The 14722-nt window shown below is 46.3% G+C and carries 12 protein-coding genes and 1 tRNA gene; 5 read left to right on the top strand and 8 right to left on the bottom strand.

Features of this window, described 5'->3' with window-relative positions; all coding sequences use genetic code 11:
• Positions 1-204: 204 nt before the first annotated feature.
• The 3 genes from QUA54_RS16395 to QUA54_RS16385 all read right to left on the bottom strand — a co-directional run bounded on the left by QUA54_RS16395 (position 205) and on the right by QUA54_RS16385 (position 3197).
• A complete protein-coding gene (locus QUA54_RS16395; protein ID WP_333415455.1) occupies positions 205-537 on the bottom strand; it encodes a hypothetical protein in 333 nt (110 codons plus the stop codon).
• 420 nt (positions 538-957) lie between these two features.
• Complete coding sequence (locus QUA54_RS16390) at positions 958-2436, bottom strand: hemolysin family protein (RefSeq protein WP_333415454.1); 1479 nt, start codon at positions 2434-2436, stop codon at positions 958-960.
• 68 nt (positions 2437-2504) lie between these two features.
• Entirely contained in the window at positions 2505-3197 is a 693-nt protein-coding gene (locus QUA54_RS16385; RefSeq protein WP_333194097.1) for a hypothetical protein, read from the bottom strand.
• A 184-nt stretch (positions 3198-3381) separates the two neighbouring features.
• Between QUA54_RS16385 and QUA54_RS16380 the strand changes: the two genes are divergently transcribed.
• Positions 3382-3454: transfer RNA gene (locus QUA54_RS16380), tRNA-Ile, on the top strand.
• 262 nt (positions 3455-3716) lie between these two features.
• On the opposite strand, the gene pyrR is transcribed toward QUA54_RS16380, so the two are convergent.
• From pyrR to QUA54_RS16360, 4 genes are all read right to left on the bottom strand, one after another.
• The gene (gene pyrR, locus QUA54_RS16375) at positions 3717-4250 is read right to left on the bottom strand and encodes a bifunctional pyr operon transcriptional regulator/uracil phosphoribosyltransferase PyrR (protein ID WP_172191320.1); all 534 of its coding nucleotides are present in this window, start codon (positions 4248-4250) and stop codon (positions 3717-3719) included.
• 270 nt (positions 4251-4520) lie between these two features.
• The gene (cbiB, locus tag QUA54_RS16370; protein ID WP_333415457.1) at positions 4521-5600 is read right to left on the bottom strand and encodes an adenosylcobinamide-phosphate synthase CbiB; all 1080 of its coding nucleotides are present in this window, start codon (positions 5598-5600) and stop codon (positions 4521-4523) included.
• 261 nt (positions 5601-5861) lie between these two features.
• Entirely contained in the window at positions 5862-6263 is a 402-nt protein-coding gene (locus QUA54_RS16365) for a GFA family protein (protein ID WP_333415453.1), read from the bottom strand.
• A 37-nt stretch (positions 6264-6300) separates the two neighbouring features.
• Positions 6301-6744, bottom strand: coding sequence for an Rrf2 family transcriptional regulator (locus QUA54_RS16360; RefSeq protein WP_006635345.1), 444 nt, complete (start codon positions 6742-6744; stop codon positions 6301-6303).
• A 265-nt stretch (positions 6745-7009) separates the two neighbouring features.
• Between QUA54_RS16360 and QUA54_RS16355 the strand changes: the two genes are divergently transcribed.
• The 3 genes from QUA54_RS16355 (at position 7010) to QUA54_RS16345 (ending at position 11745) form a co-directional block, all read left to right on the top strand.
• Positions 7010-7399, top strand: coding sequence for an AbrB family transcriptional regulator (locus tag QUA54_RS16355; RefSeq protein ID WP_172191324.1), 390 nt, complete (start codon positions 7010-7012; stop codon positions 7397-7399).
• Positions 7400-7520: 121 nt separating this feature from the next.
• Positions 7521-7736 carry a hypothetical protein gene (locus QUA54_RS16350; protein WP_333415452.1) on the top strand — a complete coding sequence of 72 codons (216 nt, stop codon included), beginning with the start codon at positions 7521-7523 and terminating at the stop codon, positions 7734-7736.
• A gap of 346 nt (positions 7737-8082) precedes the next feature.
• A complete protein-coding gene (locus QUA54_RS16345) occupies positions 8083-11745 on the top strand; it encodes a PAS domain S-box protein (RefSeq protein ID WP_333415451.1) in 3663 nt (1220 codons plus the stop codon).
• 281 nt (positions 11746-12026) lie between these two features.
• On the opposite strand, the gene QUA54_RS16340 is transcribed toward QUA54_RS16345, so the two are convergent.
• The gene (locus tag QUA54_RS16340) at positions 12027-13130 is read right to left on the bottom strand and encodes a site-2 protease family protein (protein WP_333415450.1); all 1104 of its coding nucleotides are present in this window, start codon (positions 13128-13130) and stop codon (positions 12027-12029) included.
• A gap of 517 nt (positions 13131-13647) precedes the next feature.
• On the opposite strand from QUA54_RS16340, the gene QUA54_RS16335 reads away from it, so the two are divergent.
• The gene (locus QUA54_RS16335) at positions 13648-14721 is read left to right on the top strand and encodes a DUF3616 domain-containing protein (RefSeq protein WP_333415449.1); all 1074 of its coding nucleotides are present in this window, start codon (positions 13648-13650) and stop codon (positions 14719-14721) included.
• The last annotated feature ends 1 nt before the right edge of the window (position 14722 follow it).

The raw sequence follows: 14722 nt of genomic DNA, 5'->3' as shown, positions 1-14722 counted from the left end.
CTCAACGCAGCTCATTTGTCTGTCTTACATGATTGAGCGGCTTGGGTGCGTGAAGCACCGTTTAGTCTAAACTCCAACTCTTACTCTTGTCCCCAACGGAGAACGGGCATGACTTCTCGCCAAACGAGCGCCTAATCCCTGTTTCGTCTATAAATACTAGGTTCTTAGCCTCGAACTCTCTGATTTTTTCCCAAAACTCAACTCTTAATTTTTGCACTCTTTCTGTTCCGGCTTGGCTACTGTACCAGGTTTTTTTTTACGATTGAGTCCTAATTTTTGTAAATATCGACACAGGGCTGTCCGACTCACCCATTTTCCGGTCTGCTGTCCCCATAATTCACACAATTCGTCTAAAGTAGCATCGGGATGGCCGGCGACTAATGCTCTGACTTCTGTTTCTGCATCAGTCAAATGGCTGAATCGGGGTTTCCCCCTCTGTTTGGGAAGTAAGCTTCCCCAGGCTTGTTGTTGCTTAACCAGTTTTTGAACTAGACTTTTAGTAACGCCAAACCGGGTGGCTACTTTTCTTATGGACATTTTTTCTGCCAAGTGCGCTGCCACTATTTTTGAGCGGAGGTCGACGGAGTACAATTTCATTAGCTTTCACTATTAGATGCTTTTCACGTTAATTCTTAATTGTACCTCATAACATCGGAAAGTGCTGTATCACCCTATTCTCCGGATTTTCATCCCATAGAATTATGGTGGTCACAACTGAAAGCTTTTTTACGTCAGTTCTCACCAACAACTACCACTCCGGGTTGATGTTTTACTTGCTACGGCACGCTTATGTGGTCAATACCAAGCACTTCAAAAACTGGTTTACAAGCTGCTGCTACTGTACTTTATAAACCTGGAATACGCTGTAAGTTATTATCAAGATGAATCAAGTATGTTGACTCATTCATTCTCTACACTTTGTCCTTAATCTCGATACTCTGCCTTTAAATCAAAATCTCAACTAGAAAATTTCGCCACACCACTCAACCCGCTATTCTTGCGCCCTTTTCCCACAAATTCCCCATCCGCTGCTGCAATTCCATCTAAAGCTCGATCGCCCGCCGCCCCTGACAGCAAATGAATTTGAATTTGCTCCAACCGCGGCCCGGACACAGAAACAACCGTAAGCTCCACATTTCCGCACCGCCAAACTTCCCCAACAGCCGGCATTCTTTGCAACTGATAGCTCAGAAAACCTCCGATTGTCTGATATTCGTCAGTTACTGGCAAGTCCACATTCAATATTTGATTCACATCATCTACATTTAACTGCGCTTGCACCAAAAAAGTGCGATCGTCCAATACTTGCAAAGCAATTTCTTTACTGTCGGGCGACTCGTAGCTGCGACCGATAATTTCCGCAATCAAATCACTCAGCGTCACTAACCCGGAAATGCCGCCAAATTCATCGACAACGATCGCAATTTCTTCCGACGAACTCTGCATCAAAGGCAGCAGTTCTCCCAGCAGCATCATCTCCGGCACAAACCTCACCGCAGACATCCAAGTTACAATTGGCGTGTCGGGAGATAGCAAACCTTCAGCTAGGGGTTTCGCAAGTTGTTTGAAGCCAATAATGCCGATAATGTCGTCTAAAGAATCTCCCGTCACCGGATAGCGGGAATGGTTAGAAATCGCCATTTCGTCGAGCAAAGTTTGAAACGTTGCCGTCTTCGGAAGTGCGACAATGCTAGGCCTGGGCACCATTACTTCTTGTACCCAAACTTCGCCAAATTCAAACACGTTGTTGAGCAATTCTCGCTTTTCTGCTTGCAAGCCGCTTGATTCGCTGGAAGTAGCTATAATTAATTGCAGCTCTTCGGGAGTAACCGGTCGGTGCCTTAGGTCGTATTCGATCCCTGCAAACCGCAAGAGCGATCGAGTGGATTGATTGAGAAACGACACAAAGGGATTGAACAAACGGGCAATCAATAAACTCGGAGGCCCTAAAGTTCTCGCTAGCTGTTCGGAATACAGTAACGCTACAGATTTGGGAAAGAGTTCGCCGAGTACGATTTGCAGATAAGCTAACAGGAAAAAAGTTACTATTGATATGCCCAAAGAATGGGCGATCGCAGACTTGATGTAAATTGGCAGTGGCAAACAGCCGATCGCAGCTTGGACTAGCACGGCGATCGTATCTTCCCCAATCCAGCCGAGAGCTAAACTAGAAAGAGTGATTCCCAACTGCATTGTCGAGAGCAATCGCTCGATACTGTGCTGTAAAGATTGAACAGTTAGAGCTGCAACGTCGCCGGCATCCACTAACTGATTGATGCGCGATCGGCGTACCGTCACCATCGAAAACTCAGCCGCCACAAAAAAAGCATTAATCGCAATCAGCAACAGCACTGACAGCAACCGCGACAGCACCTCTGTCAAACTCATCGCGGGTAAATCAGATATCTCCTGCACTCTCGCCCCTAAAAGTGACACAATGCTCCCTAAAAAAACTTTCTCGATCGAACCTGAGAATCTGTCTGCAGGTTTGGTCTTCTTTTATTTTACTTCGCCACTGGAATGCCAGATATTTGCAACTGAAGTTTTTGACCTGGATAATCTGTCAGCGTCAGCGAAACTTCTTTAGCATTTTCCAGCAAAGCTGTGGGAATACTCACAGTACCGTAAAACACCTGCCCGTTGGGGGGCAGTTCCGACGGCAAATCCTCGGCAGTCGCGCTCAGGGCCCGGCCGCGATCGTCAGTGACGTTCAAGAAACTGTAGAGAAACCTCACAGCTTGGGAGCCTTCATTTTTCATGCTCACGTCTAGCAGCATGGAATTGCTGCGCTGACTGGCGGCGCTCACTTCCAACGTTATTCCCCCATCGCGACTGTTCAGAGGGAACTTGGCGCTGGCATTTGGCGCGGCAGGTTTTTTGGCCGTGGCTGGTTTAGAGCTTGCCTTGTCTGTTTTAGTATTTGCTTGAGCCGTTGTTTTTTCTGGATCGCGACCTTCTACCCGCGCTTTGACGGTTGTGAGAATGTCTTTTTCTTTCAAAATGCTCACTTGGTCTTTGCTAGCCTGAGTTCCCTGCTTGCCGCTGCCAGCATTGTTGCTGGGGCGAATATCGGGTTGAGTCGTTCCTTTCAAGGCTTCGCGACCTATAGTAAATCCCCAAACAGAACTCGTCACGCCTGCTCCAAACATCAGAGCTAGCAGAATTAGAGTCAGCACTACCGTCGAATTCACTGCCATTGCCTATAAGTTTATGCCGAGTCGTAGAAACTGCTTTGTCGGGTCGATCGGCTTCAGCACAGCGGCTAACAGGCGATCGGGACTCAGCAGATCTAAAGATTTTGATTTTTGTTCTCTAGTTCTAGCACGGACTGGGAAATTATGTTATAATTCATTTTGAGTTAGATCGAACAAATCGATTTAACGGCAGTTGGCCGAGCGGTTTAGGCAGCGAACTCATAATTCGCCCCAGGCAGGTTCAACTCCTGCACTGCCGATTTTTAAGAACATATGACGCTCCGCGCGCGAAAAACCCGGTTTCTTCCTAGAGGCTTGTTTACCCAAAAGCCCCTATTCTGGTAGAAACCGGGTTTTTTACGTTGTCAGCGGGCGGAAACGAAGTATTTTGCTCAGTGATGGACGCAAAAAGTGGTTTGACGCGCTACTTACAGCGCACGCTACTTAGTTTATTTAGCTGGACTTTGTTTAACAGTCATTTGTGCCCAATCTAAAATCTAAAATCTAAAATCTAAAATCGTATTATCCCTTAATTAACTCCACTCCGTCGCGCCCGTCGAGCTCTTGAACGTAAACCTTAACTTGTTCTTCCTTTGCAGTCGGCAACTTTTTACCTGTAAAATCCGGCTGAATCGGTACTTCTCGGTGGCCGCGATCGACTAATACCGCCAACCAAATTTTCTCCGGCCGGCCGTAATCGTTTACCGCATTCAAAGCCGCTCTAGTCGTTCTGCCTTTATATATAACGTCATCTACCAACACCACGGTTTTGCCCGTCAAATCGAAAGGAATTTCTGTTTTAGCCGGTGTCCGCATCGCAACTCGATCCAAGTCATCTCGGTAAAAGGTAATATCCAAAGCGCCCACGCATACTTTGACTTGTTCGAGGACTTCAATTTGATCGGCCAAAATTTGAGCTAAAGGCACTCCTCTACTATGAATCCCCAACAGCACTAACTCCGAGGGGTTCCCTGATTTTTCGACAATCTGGGAAGCGACGCGGGTGAGAGTGCGCCTCACTTCATCTGGCGATAAAATTTGGATAATTTTAGTCATTGCTTGCTGCGAGCTAATTGTTGGCTATTGGCATATCGAACAATTTGAGATTTGAGATTTGAGATTGTAGATAGACTTGACAGATGAATCTGGGGGTTTGAACTCAGGTCAAAACTTTTTTTTGCTCCAGTCGGTGGGTTATATCTCTCTTTTGCTGGGCTTACCCAGAACGGATGAAAAGCAGATGCTGCGATTGCAATGCTTGGAGCGCGAACAATGACATAAATACGTTATTTTATGCCTTTTGGACTGTTCGGGTGAGGTCATCAGTTAGCGGCTCAAACATAATAAGGTATAAAAAAGCAATGATAGTCCCAACCAAATCAGAAAGCAATACCGAGTTAATTGCAATGCTTGGCAAATTAGCTGGCCTGTAATCGGGTGAATCGGCTCGCCTAACAGCGGTTTGTGTTTGAGAACTCCACGATAGGAATTTGTACCTCCTAGTTGCACTCCCAAGATGGCGGCGTAGGCGCACTCGCTCCAACCGGAATTGGGACTGGCATCTTTAACAGCATCTCTCTGACAAATCTGCCAAATGTAAATCGGTTTGCCAGATATAAGCGCTAAAGTAATCACTGTTAGGCGGCAAGGAATCCACGTCAGCACGTCTTCTAGTTTGGCACTAAACCATCCTAAATCAGTGTATGGCGCTTCTTTGTAGCCGACGGTAGAATCTAATGTGCTAGCTGCTTTGTAAGCCATTGCCAAGGGGACTATAGCATTCACCCACATCGAGTTAGGATCGATCGGGCGATCGGTAAAACTTAATAATAGATGCGGCAGAGCGAACCCAAGTAACGCATAAAATAGCGGTGCTGTCACGCCATCGACTGCATTCTCTGTTACAGTTTCTAACAATGCTCGCAGAATTTCTGGCTCGGATAAGTTTTCGGTATCCCGGCCGACGTAAAGGCTCAACCTTTCTCGTGCCTTGACTAAATCTCCAACATTTAAAGGTGCTAGCACATCCTCTGCTGCGGCCCTCAAACTGCGACCTGCAAAACAGCTTGCCAGCAAAATGGTCTGTAGGGCTATACCTAAAAGAGGATGCACCCAACTAGCAGCTTGGACGATCGACCAACTGACAGTATAACTGCCTAGAATCAGCCCGATCGCTAGTATTGTACCAGCACATCGTAGCAGCAGTTTGTGCCGGTCGCCAGCGGGACGATCCTCTGCTTCAGGCATTTTGCCTGCGGGATTATTCCATATATTAAAGACAAATCGAGTATAGCGGTCGATCGCCCAACCCATCGCCTGCACGGGATGCGGCCAACCCCAAGGATCGCCGATCGAATAATCTAATACCGCAGCTAAAATCAAAACAGGAAATTCATCCGGCATCATTATATATTTTGTCAAACTTGATAGTCCGTCAATCGATTTTAGATTTTAGATTTTAGATTTTAGATTTTAGGATTGAAGAAAGAGACCCCACCGATCGATCCGGGGGCTTGCGATGGGGAGCGAGGAGCTTTTTTCTCGATCCACGGATGAATCCGGAGGCCCGAACCATCTTCGTTGATTGTCAGAGCAGGAGCGCTCGCAATGGTAGCGCAGGTTTTAACTACTCCTATCCTTGCGGACTTTAATTTTTTAGCTGCAATTTTAACTGCTGAGATTACTTTCGTCGCGGAGCAAGTGTACGTTCTCCTCCCAATTAACACCGTCAAAGGGTAGGATCTGAAAGTGTTTGATGGCATCTGAGTCAAGACAGCGGACGTTGACATCGAAATGATCGGGATGCGATCGGGGGCGATAGAACGAGTGAATACCGCAAATCCGACAGAAAATATGTTTAGCAGTTCCTGTATTAAACGTATAGGTGGTCAACACATCTTCGCCACTGAGCAATGTAAAACGTTCCGGCGGCACAATGAGGTGCAAAAATCCCTTCTTTTTACAGATAGAGCAGTTGCAATCAGATGCTTCGTGTTTGTCAACGGCGACACTGAAGCGGACAGCACCGCAGTGACAGCCGCCAAAGTAGGTAACAAGTGTTGTGTCCATGTGTGCTTGCTGCCGATCGAATAAATGAACTTACCATTTAAATGATAAAGCTAGTTTCTTCCCCAAGAGCCGCTTGCCAACTGCGGACATCATAGTATAAGTCTTCGAGGGAAATACTGTACAGCGCTTCGGCAAGTTTTTTGTGCAATCGGTTCCACAAACTGAATGTTACCCAGTCCTCTGCTTGCGTCGCATCGGGAAAATGTCGAGGTAAAGGTTCAATAGTTTCACCTACAGCCTCTAAGATTTGTCCTAAAGAGATTTGAGCGGGCTGGCGGGCTAATTGATATCCTCCTTGGGAACCCCGAACAGATTGGACTAAACCGGCTCGTCGCATTTCAATCAGCAATTTTTCTAGATACGGAGCCGGTAACTCCTGTCGCTTCGCTATCGATTTCACCGATGTCGGGCCGAAGCGAGGTTGCAAACTTAGATCCAGTAATGCTTTGACACTGTAGTGTCCGCGTGTGGTTAACTTCATGGGATTTTAAGAGGGGGGCAAATATTCAGCTAGCTGATAGGTGATAGCTTATGCTACCGAGTTTAGAGATTGCTCGCAGCGACTGCAGCTACTCCTCAAGAAAGACTGCAGGTTGTTAAAAATATTTAGATAATAGTGGTTAACAATTGAGCCGATCGGTGTAATATGGTTTTACGACCAGCTATAAAGCTAAAGTTTCTTGGTCAAACCAAAAACCAACCGAGAAAAAATCCGTACACCAGTTGAATATTTCAGGACTCAGTAAATGGCTAAAAAGAAAAATATCGAACCCCTTGAAGGCGAAGATCTGATCAAAAAGGTCAAAGACCTAGAGAACCTTACCAAGGAAGAGAAAGCTAGAGCCTGTGGCTACTACACCGTTACCAAGAACGGCGTAGAACGGGTAAACATGATGAAATTCCTGAATGCGCTGATTGATGCAGAAGGCATTCAGCTAGACGGGAAGCAAAACGGCAACGGACGCGGCGGACGCTCAGCCAGCTATCGGATTAGCGTTCAATCTAACGGCAACTTACTGATTGGAGCCGCCTACACCAAACAAATGGAACTCCAGCCGGGAGATGAATTTGAAATCTCTCTGGGACGCAAGCACATTCACCTGCGCCAAATCGATCGAGAAGAAGAAGTATCCTAGGCCTTTACGACTTGCTTTGACTTCTTGCTTGAACTGGTTGGTTTGACTTCAAGCATTGACTTCAAGCATTGACTTCCAGCAGAGAGTTGGCTCTGAAATCTTTCTGTGAGCCTAAAACAGTATGGCTTCTATAGATGGCAATGGCTCGACAAAAGCCACTGCCACTGCTTTATATTTTCCGGGAATACCTATTCTCGACCCTCGCTATATCCGTTTGGACAAGCGGGGGATTTTCCGCGTAGCTGTTGAAGAGAAGTTCGGCAACGGATTGTGTAGCGGAGGTAACGGATTTAAGGGATCGATGTTCAGCAGCAGATTTTATAACGCATTTAACTGATGGATGTTGAGTTTCGATGGTTGAGGTTCCAGCCAAAAAGCTGGTTCGGTTGAGCTGCGAAACCGAACAAAGCAAGAAAATAGCGGAAGTATTCTCAGCAAGAGTGCGTAATACCAGTAAAAAAAATAATGTAACTGTCGGCAAACTCCAAAGCACGAGCTTCATCATTTCTCCCCAATTATTTAATCTAAAATCTTAAATCTAAAATTTTATAAGTCTCGTGCTCGCTCCTGATTTGTGCGTGTGGGGGACTTGTTTTTACGGGAAACCAACAGCCTCGATCGCCCGTAAGGGAAATTAGGAGCTGGAACAGTTAAAGTGTTAGGGAGCAATTAGTCACCAGCCTATGCCGTTGCCCCGATTCGCGAGCAAAACTTCTCAAAACCACATAAAAATCCCCCTGCGTCGCGTTATAGTGGCCTCTTTTGTGCTGCAAATCGCCGCCGCAGTTGGGATTGTCGGCTATCTGTCCTTTCGCAACGGACAAATAGTAGTCGAAGAGTTCGCCCAGAAATTGAGCGCGGAGACGGGGAAGAGAGTTGAAGAAAAGTTAACTGCTGTTCTCGAAAATGCCCAGTCGGTAAATCAACTTAACGCTGAAGCGATCGACCGCGCTGAATTAAACTTACAGTTAGAAAGGCCCCAGCCTCGGGGAGAGAAGTTCCTCTGGCAGCAAATGCGATCGTTTAAAAGCATTCAGTGGATTTCCCTCGGTGCTGAAAAATCAGGAGAATATCTCGGCATTTGGCGCAACCCTCACGACAACAGCTTGCAAATTGTCGCAGCGTCGAAGTCTACCAACTTTCACAGAATTTACTACGCTACAGACGGCAGAGGCACTCGCACTGCTAAATTAAAGGCAGAACCGGCAACCTACGATGCCCGCCGACGCCCCTGGTACAAAGAAGCTGTCGCAGCTAACAAACCGATTTGGACGAGCATTTATCCGGGTATTACTCCCGGGACTGTTTTTATTGCTGCCAGCCAACCGATTCGCGATCGAAAGGGTAAATTGCTGGGAGTTTGTGCAGTAAACTTTTCGCTCTCGGAGTTTCAGCAATATCTCCATCGCATCAAGCTTAGCAAAACGGGACAAATTTTCGCGATCGAACGATCGGGCTTGCTGGTTGCCAGTTCGAGTCAAGAATCACCCTTTAGAAAGATGTCGGGAAAGCAGGAACTGCAGCGGGTGAATGTTTTAGACAGTCAAACTCCTGTCATTCGCACCGCAGCTAAATATTTGTACGAACACTTCGGGGGCTTTGGCGACATTAAGCAGCGGCAGCAACTGAAATTTAGCCGAGACGGGCAGGAATATTTTTTGGAAGTGCTGCCCTTTTCTGATAGTTACGGTTTGAACTGGCTGATTGCGATCGCAGTTCCCAAATCCGATTTCCTGGGGGAAATTAACAGAAATACCCAGACTACAATTTTACTTTGTTTGGTGGCGCTGCTGCTATCGACAATTGCCGGAGTGCATACAGCTAGGTGGGTAACGCTGCCGCTGCGGCGACTTAACGAAGCAGCTAAAGATATCGCCGCCAGAGAGTTCGATCGCGCTGTTGCTGTCAGTAGGCTTGAGGAAGTCGGCGAATTAGCGCAGTCTTTCAACGAGATGGCAGCTCAACTGAAAAAGTCTTTTCAAGCTTTGGCAGAAAGTGAAGAAAAATTTGCCCAACTGGTAGAAAATTTGCCCGTTGGAGTTTCGGCGATCGATCCGGGCGGCGCAGTTATTTTCATGAATTCGGCGGGAGAGCAAATATTAGGCAGGGGAGAAATGCCGGATGCTACCGCACAAGAGCTAGCACAAGCTTATCAAATTTATATAGCAGGCACTAATCAACTGTACCCGGCCGAGCAAATGCCGTTTGTGCGGGCGTTGAGTGGCTTCGAGGTGATTGCTGAAGATATGGAAATTCGCCGAGACGGGCAAAATATTCGTTTGGATGTGCGAGCGCTGCCGGTGTTTGACGGTGCGGGCAATATCCTTTATGTTCTGACTGTTTTTAAAGATATTACGGCTCGCAAACAGGCAGAGCAAATATTGGCTGACTACAACCGAACCCTCGAAATTGAAGTAGTCGATCGCACGATCGAGCTAGCCTCGATCAATGCCCGCTTGCAAGTTGAAATTGAGGAGCGCCAGCAAGCTGAAAAAATTATCCGTCAAGAGCGGGACTTTAACTTAAAGATTATCGAAAATTCTCCTATTTTTTTTGTGGCGATCGACTCTGAGGGTAAAATCCTGCAGGTGAATGACTGTATGCTGCAAGCTGTGGGCTATACTGCCGCAGAAGTTACGGGGAAAGATTACTTAGCTACATTTGTACCCCCAAGCGATCGAGCCGGATTGCATTCGATTTTTGAGCGCGTCACAGCGAGCCAGCAAACGGTTAACGAACATCCCGTTCTCACAAAGTGCGAGCGGACTTTATTAGTCGAGTGGCACGGCATACCGGTGCTCGACGAAAGTGGCAGCCTGGATTTCTTGTTTGGATTTGGGATTGATATTGGCGAGCGCAAACAAGCACAATTAGTCTTGCAAAAAAGCGAAGCTCTGTTTCACAAATTAGCTAACACTGTTCCCGGAGAACTTTACATATTAGTGCAGCATCCCGACGGCTCAGCCAATATAGAGTATATCAGTCCTCTGTGCCGAGAAATTCAAGAATTAGAGCCAGAGGAAATCCAGAACAACTCTGCTTTATTCTACGAACAAATGCACCCGGACGATCGCTCCAGTCACTTCGAGGCAATTGTCAAAAGTGCGACCTATCTCGAACCATTTTCCCACGAGTGGCGGATTGTGACAGCATCGGGAAAACTCAAATGGCTGCAAGGTTATTCTCGACCCGAATTGCGCGAAAATGGAGATATTGTCTGGCACGGCATAATTATTGATACGAGCGATCGCAAACAAGCAGAACAAGAACTCAAACAAGCCAAAGAAGCCGCAGAAGCTGCCAACAAAACTAAAAGCATCTTTCTCGCCAACATGAGCCACGAATTGCGAACCCCCCTCAACGCCATTCTCGGCTTCGCTGAATTAATGGAACCCAGCGCTAATTTAAGTCTGCCGGAAAAAGAAAATATCAAAATTATTCGCCGCAGCGGAGAACACCTGCTCCAACTGATCAATCAAGTCTTAGACTTATCTAAAATCGAAGCTGGGCGCATGACACTCAACGCCAAAAACTTTGACTTGTACCGCTTGCTGGGCGACCTGCAAAATATGTTCCAAATTCGCGCGCAAAATAAAGGATTGCAATTAATTATTGACTGCTCATTCGATGTTCCGCAATACGTGAAAAGTGATGAGGTTAAGTTGCGACAAGTGCTGATCAATCTATTAGATAATGCGGTTAAGTTTACCGAAAAGGGTTCGGTTTCAGTCACAGTAAGGCACGATCGAGAAGGAATAACTCAGCCTACAGGCGAAACATTCAACAAAATTAAAAATCAAAAAACGCTTGTTATTTACTTTGAAATTGTGGATACAGGATTTGGCATTTCCCCCGAAGAATTAGAGAGCATATTTGAATTGTTCGTGCAAAGTTCATCTGGAAAAAAAGTTCAAAAAGGTACGGGATTAGGATTAAATATCAGCCGCGAGTTCATAAAATTAATGGGCGGCGACATTACCGTCGAGAGCGAAGTAGGGCGCGGCACAGTCTTCAAGTTTGACATTCAAGTTGTTACCGCAGCCGCCCCTGTGGAAGTCATCAATAAATATCTTGAAGTCAATGATTTATCGGAGAGTTCAAGTATGGTAACAGAACAAATATCTGAGAGTGCAGCAATATTTACGCTTGACTCGATGCCGAAAGTTTCCCCAGAATGGACAAACAATCTAAAACAGGCAGTCCGTCAGGCTGACTTCAACTTGATTGCTACAATAATTGAGCAAATCCGCAGCGATAATGATGTTGTTGCCGAAGTTATGATGAATCATCTATATAATTTTGATTATCAGAAAATACTCGATTTGATTGCTGAAATAGAGCTGTAGGGTGCGCCGAAGCTCGCCTTACCTATAAAGTTGCTGTAGCGAGCATCTCAGCAGAGATGCTTCTCGAACAGTTATTTTAGCTGCTGCGACAAGAGTCCTGAGATGGCATAAATCCTCGCTCAGATCCTCAATAAATTATGATAATTATCATGCTTGATTTGCTCTTAATAATTTAGTGTTTGACTTTACTTTTTTTGAAGCTATAGTTAACCCCCCCGATCGCCCTTTTGGTCAAGGGAAATCGAGGGGGCTAACTGTTATTTGTCAAGTATCTGAGGATATCAAGCAGGGTTAGCTTGAGCTCGTCTTTGTAGCAGGCGGGCAATTTCAGCTTTTTCTACAAGTCCGACGAGGACACCGTTTTCACGAATGACGGGGAGTTCTTGTACTTTTAACTGTTCCAGAAGGGTGACGACTTCGAGGAGGGATAATTCTGGTTTGACTGTTGTGGAAAATTCGATCGGCTTGACGAGTTCTTTCACTAAAACTTCGGGCCAGCGTCCGGTAGTAATGGTTTTGAGGTCGTCAAGGTCGATCGCTCCTACCAATTGTCCCGCATCATCAGTAACTAGGAACCGACGCCAGGTATGAGCGCTACCGATAACGTAGTTGTTGGCAAATTCTCTGAGCGATAAGTGTTCTGGGACGATCGGGCTTTCGGGGGTCAAAGCATCTGCGGCTGTCAAGCCTGCCAGTTCATTTTGGACTGTGGCATATTGGGCAGATTGACCGGCATTTTGCAGTAAGAACCAACCGATTACTAAATTCCAAATATTGCCGAATATCCCTGTAGCAATGGCAATCCAACCAATTATTTGACCGACGCGGCTAGCAAAAATTACACCTTTGTAAGGGTTGCCGGTAATTTTCCAGACGATCGCTTTGAGGATGTTGCCGCCGTCGAGGGGCAAACCGGGAATTAAGTTAAATAAGGCTAAAGCTAAGTTGATGGAAGCTAAAAGTCCGACGATCGCGGCTGCGGGGCCTGTGAGACCAGCACCGATGCCGATCGCTGCTAACAAACCGGATAACAATAAGCTGACCAACGGGCCTGCAATGGCTACCCAAAATGCTTCGGCTGGGGTTTTGGATTCTCTTTCTAAATTAGCCAGTCCCCCAAACAGAAATAGCGAAATCGATTTCACGCCAATTCCCTGTTTGATGGCTACCCAACTGTGTCCTAATTCGTGGGCTAAGACGGAAGCAAATAACAGCAACGCTGTGAATAATCCCAACATCCAGGGCGCTACGGGGCCCAATGTGGGAAACAGGGCAGCTAGTGCACCGCCGTATTGCCAGGTTACTAAACCCAGAACTAGGAACCAAGATGCGTTGACAAAGAAGGGAATCCCAAACAGGTTGCCGACGCGAAATGTACCGTTCATAATGGCTACCTCTGATTTTACGAAGGAGAGGTTTTTCTCTCTGTCTCCTTATCGTAACGAAACGTAACGGCAATGTTAATGATTCAATTAGGGTGTTATCCGTCTGTGGAGGTTCGGTTTGCTGAATAATTACCGCCGACTGCGGTTTGGCCCGCTAGGGGTTAAAATCCTTATCTCAAAACGGAAGTTCTTGCTATGAGGCTTGAGGAGGATATCTGTTTTAGTTTTCTGTTTTAGTTTTCAGTCGGTTTTAACTCAAATCTTGCACCTCTGTCATGAACAGGCAAGAGGCCTGTTCCACAAAAATTAAATTTTCTTGTGGGGAGTAGGAGTTGGGCATCCTGGCCGTCATAAACAGGCAAGATGCCTGTTGTTCCACAACAGATAAATTTTATTTCTTGTGGGGTGGGCTTCTAGCCCGCCCATAAAAGCCTGATTGAGAATGGTGCAACCTATGAGTTTCAAGCAGATTTAGCTATAATTACTGACCATAACAATACTTTTGCTGCTAATAATTATGCCAGAATCCTTTTTGCTCGGCCGGCTGATGCTGCAATTAAACAGCGAAGTCGCTGATATTATTACAGACTTATCCGCTGTTGCTTTAACTCCCGATGGCCATTTGTGGCTGGGTTCCGATGAAACGACTTCGATCGAGCGTTTGTCGCCTGTCGGGTCTCATATTTTTGGAGAACATCAAAGATTTGCGATCGCAGATTTTCTCGAACTTTCGGGAGAATCCGAAATCGATATCGAAGGAATTGATTTCAGCAGCGATTATCTTTGGCTGGTAGGTTCTCACAGCACAAAACGCAAAAAAGCTAAAGGCAAAAGCCCCGAAAAAGACATTCAAAGATTAGCACAAATCGAGACAGAATTCAACCGCTATTTGCTGGCGCGCATTCCTATGAAAGACGGGATTTTGTGCGAGTCAATTTCTCATCCAGACAATCAAAGGGAACAGAAAGTTGGATGCCTTAAGCGGACAGAAACTGGCAATTTGCTGACAGACGCGCTCAAAGATGACAGCCACCTCGGTCTATATTTATCTGTACCGATTCCGAGTAAAGAAAATGGCTTTGATATTGAAGGGTTAGCGGTGCGGGGCGATCGCATTTTGCTCGGTTTGCGGGGGCCGGTACTGCGGGGTTGGGCGATAATTTTAGAGATAGAAGTTGAAGAAGCAGAACCGGGAGTTTTAAGGCTTAAGGCGATTGGGGAAGGAGGGAAATTGTACAACAAACATTTTGTCGATCTGAACGGTTTGGGCGTGCGAGAATTGTGCTGGAACGGGGAAGATTTGATTGTTTTAGCCGGGCCGACGATGACTTTATCTGGAGAGATGACGATTTTTCGGTTAAAGGGAATTTTAGGGCGATCGGGCGACAGTATTACTGGGCAAGATGGGGGAGATTTGGAGGTATTGTTTGATTTGCCTTTTAAGGTGGGTGCGGACAATGCTGAGGGATTGAGCCTGTTTCCCTATTTAGGGGGGCAGAATTCGCTGTTGGTGGTTTACGATTCGCCGGATGCGGAGAGAATGGTGGAGGGAAATTCGATTTATGCGGATATTTTTAGGTTGGGTTTGTAGT

The organism is Microcoleus sp. MOSTC5 (assembly GCF_036701825.1).
Taxonomy (GTDB): Bacteria; Cyanobacteriota; Cyanobacteriia; order Cyanobacteriales; family Microcoleaceae; genus Microcoleus; species Microcoleus asticus.
This window is presented reverse-complemented; position numbering and strand designations above follow the sequence as displayed.

Bases quoted from the DNA above. Each gene is read 5' to 3' on its own strand.
- QUA54_RS16385 (WP_333194097.1), bottom strand. From the start codon at position 3,197: ATGGCAGTGAATTCGACGGTAGTGCTGACTCTAATTCTGCTAGCTCTG.
- QUA54_RS16350 (WP_333415452.1), top strand. From the start codon at position 7,521: ATGGCTTCTATAGATGGCAATGGCTCGACAAAAGCCACTGCCACTGCT.
- QUA54_RS16355 (WP_172191324.1), top strand. From the start codon at position 7,010: ATGGCTAAAAAGAAAAATATCGAACCCCTTGAAGGCGAAGATCTGATC.
- QUA54_RS16340 (WP_333415450.1), bottom strand. From the start codon at position 13,130: ATGAACGGTACATTTCGCGTCGGCAACCTGTTTGGGATTCCCTTCTTT.
- cbiB (WP_333415457.1), bottom strand. From the start codon at position 5,600: ATGATGCCGGATGAATTTCCTGTTTTGATTTTAGCTGCGGTATTAGAT.
- QUA54_RS16395 (WP_333415455.1), bottom strand. From the start codon at position 537: ATGTCCATAAGAAAAGTAGCCACCCGGTTTGGCGTTACTAAAAGTCTA.
- QUA54_RS16360 (WP_006635345.1), bottom strand. From the start codon at position 6,744: ATGAAGTTAACCACACGCGGACACTACAGTGTCAAAGCATTACTGGAT.
- pyrR (WP_172191320.1), bottom strand. From the start codon at position 4,250: ATGACTAAAATTATCCAAATTTTATCGCCAGATGAAGTGAGGCGCACT.
- QUA54_RS16365 (WP_333415453.1), bottom strand. From the start codon at position 6,263: ATGGACACAACACTTGTTACCTACTTTGGCGGCTGTCACTGCGGTGCT.
- QUA54_RS16345 (WP_333415451.1), top strand. From the start codon at position 8,083: ATGCCGTTGCCCCGATTCGCGAGCAAAACTTCTCAAAACCACATAAAA.
- QUA54_RS16335 (WP_333415449.1), top strand. From the start codon at position 13,648: ATGCCAGAATCCTTTTTGCTCGGCCGGCTGATGCTGCAATTAAACAGC.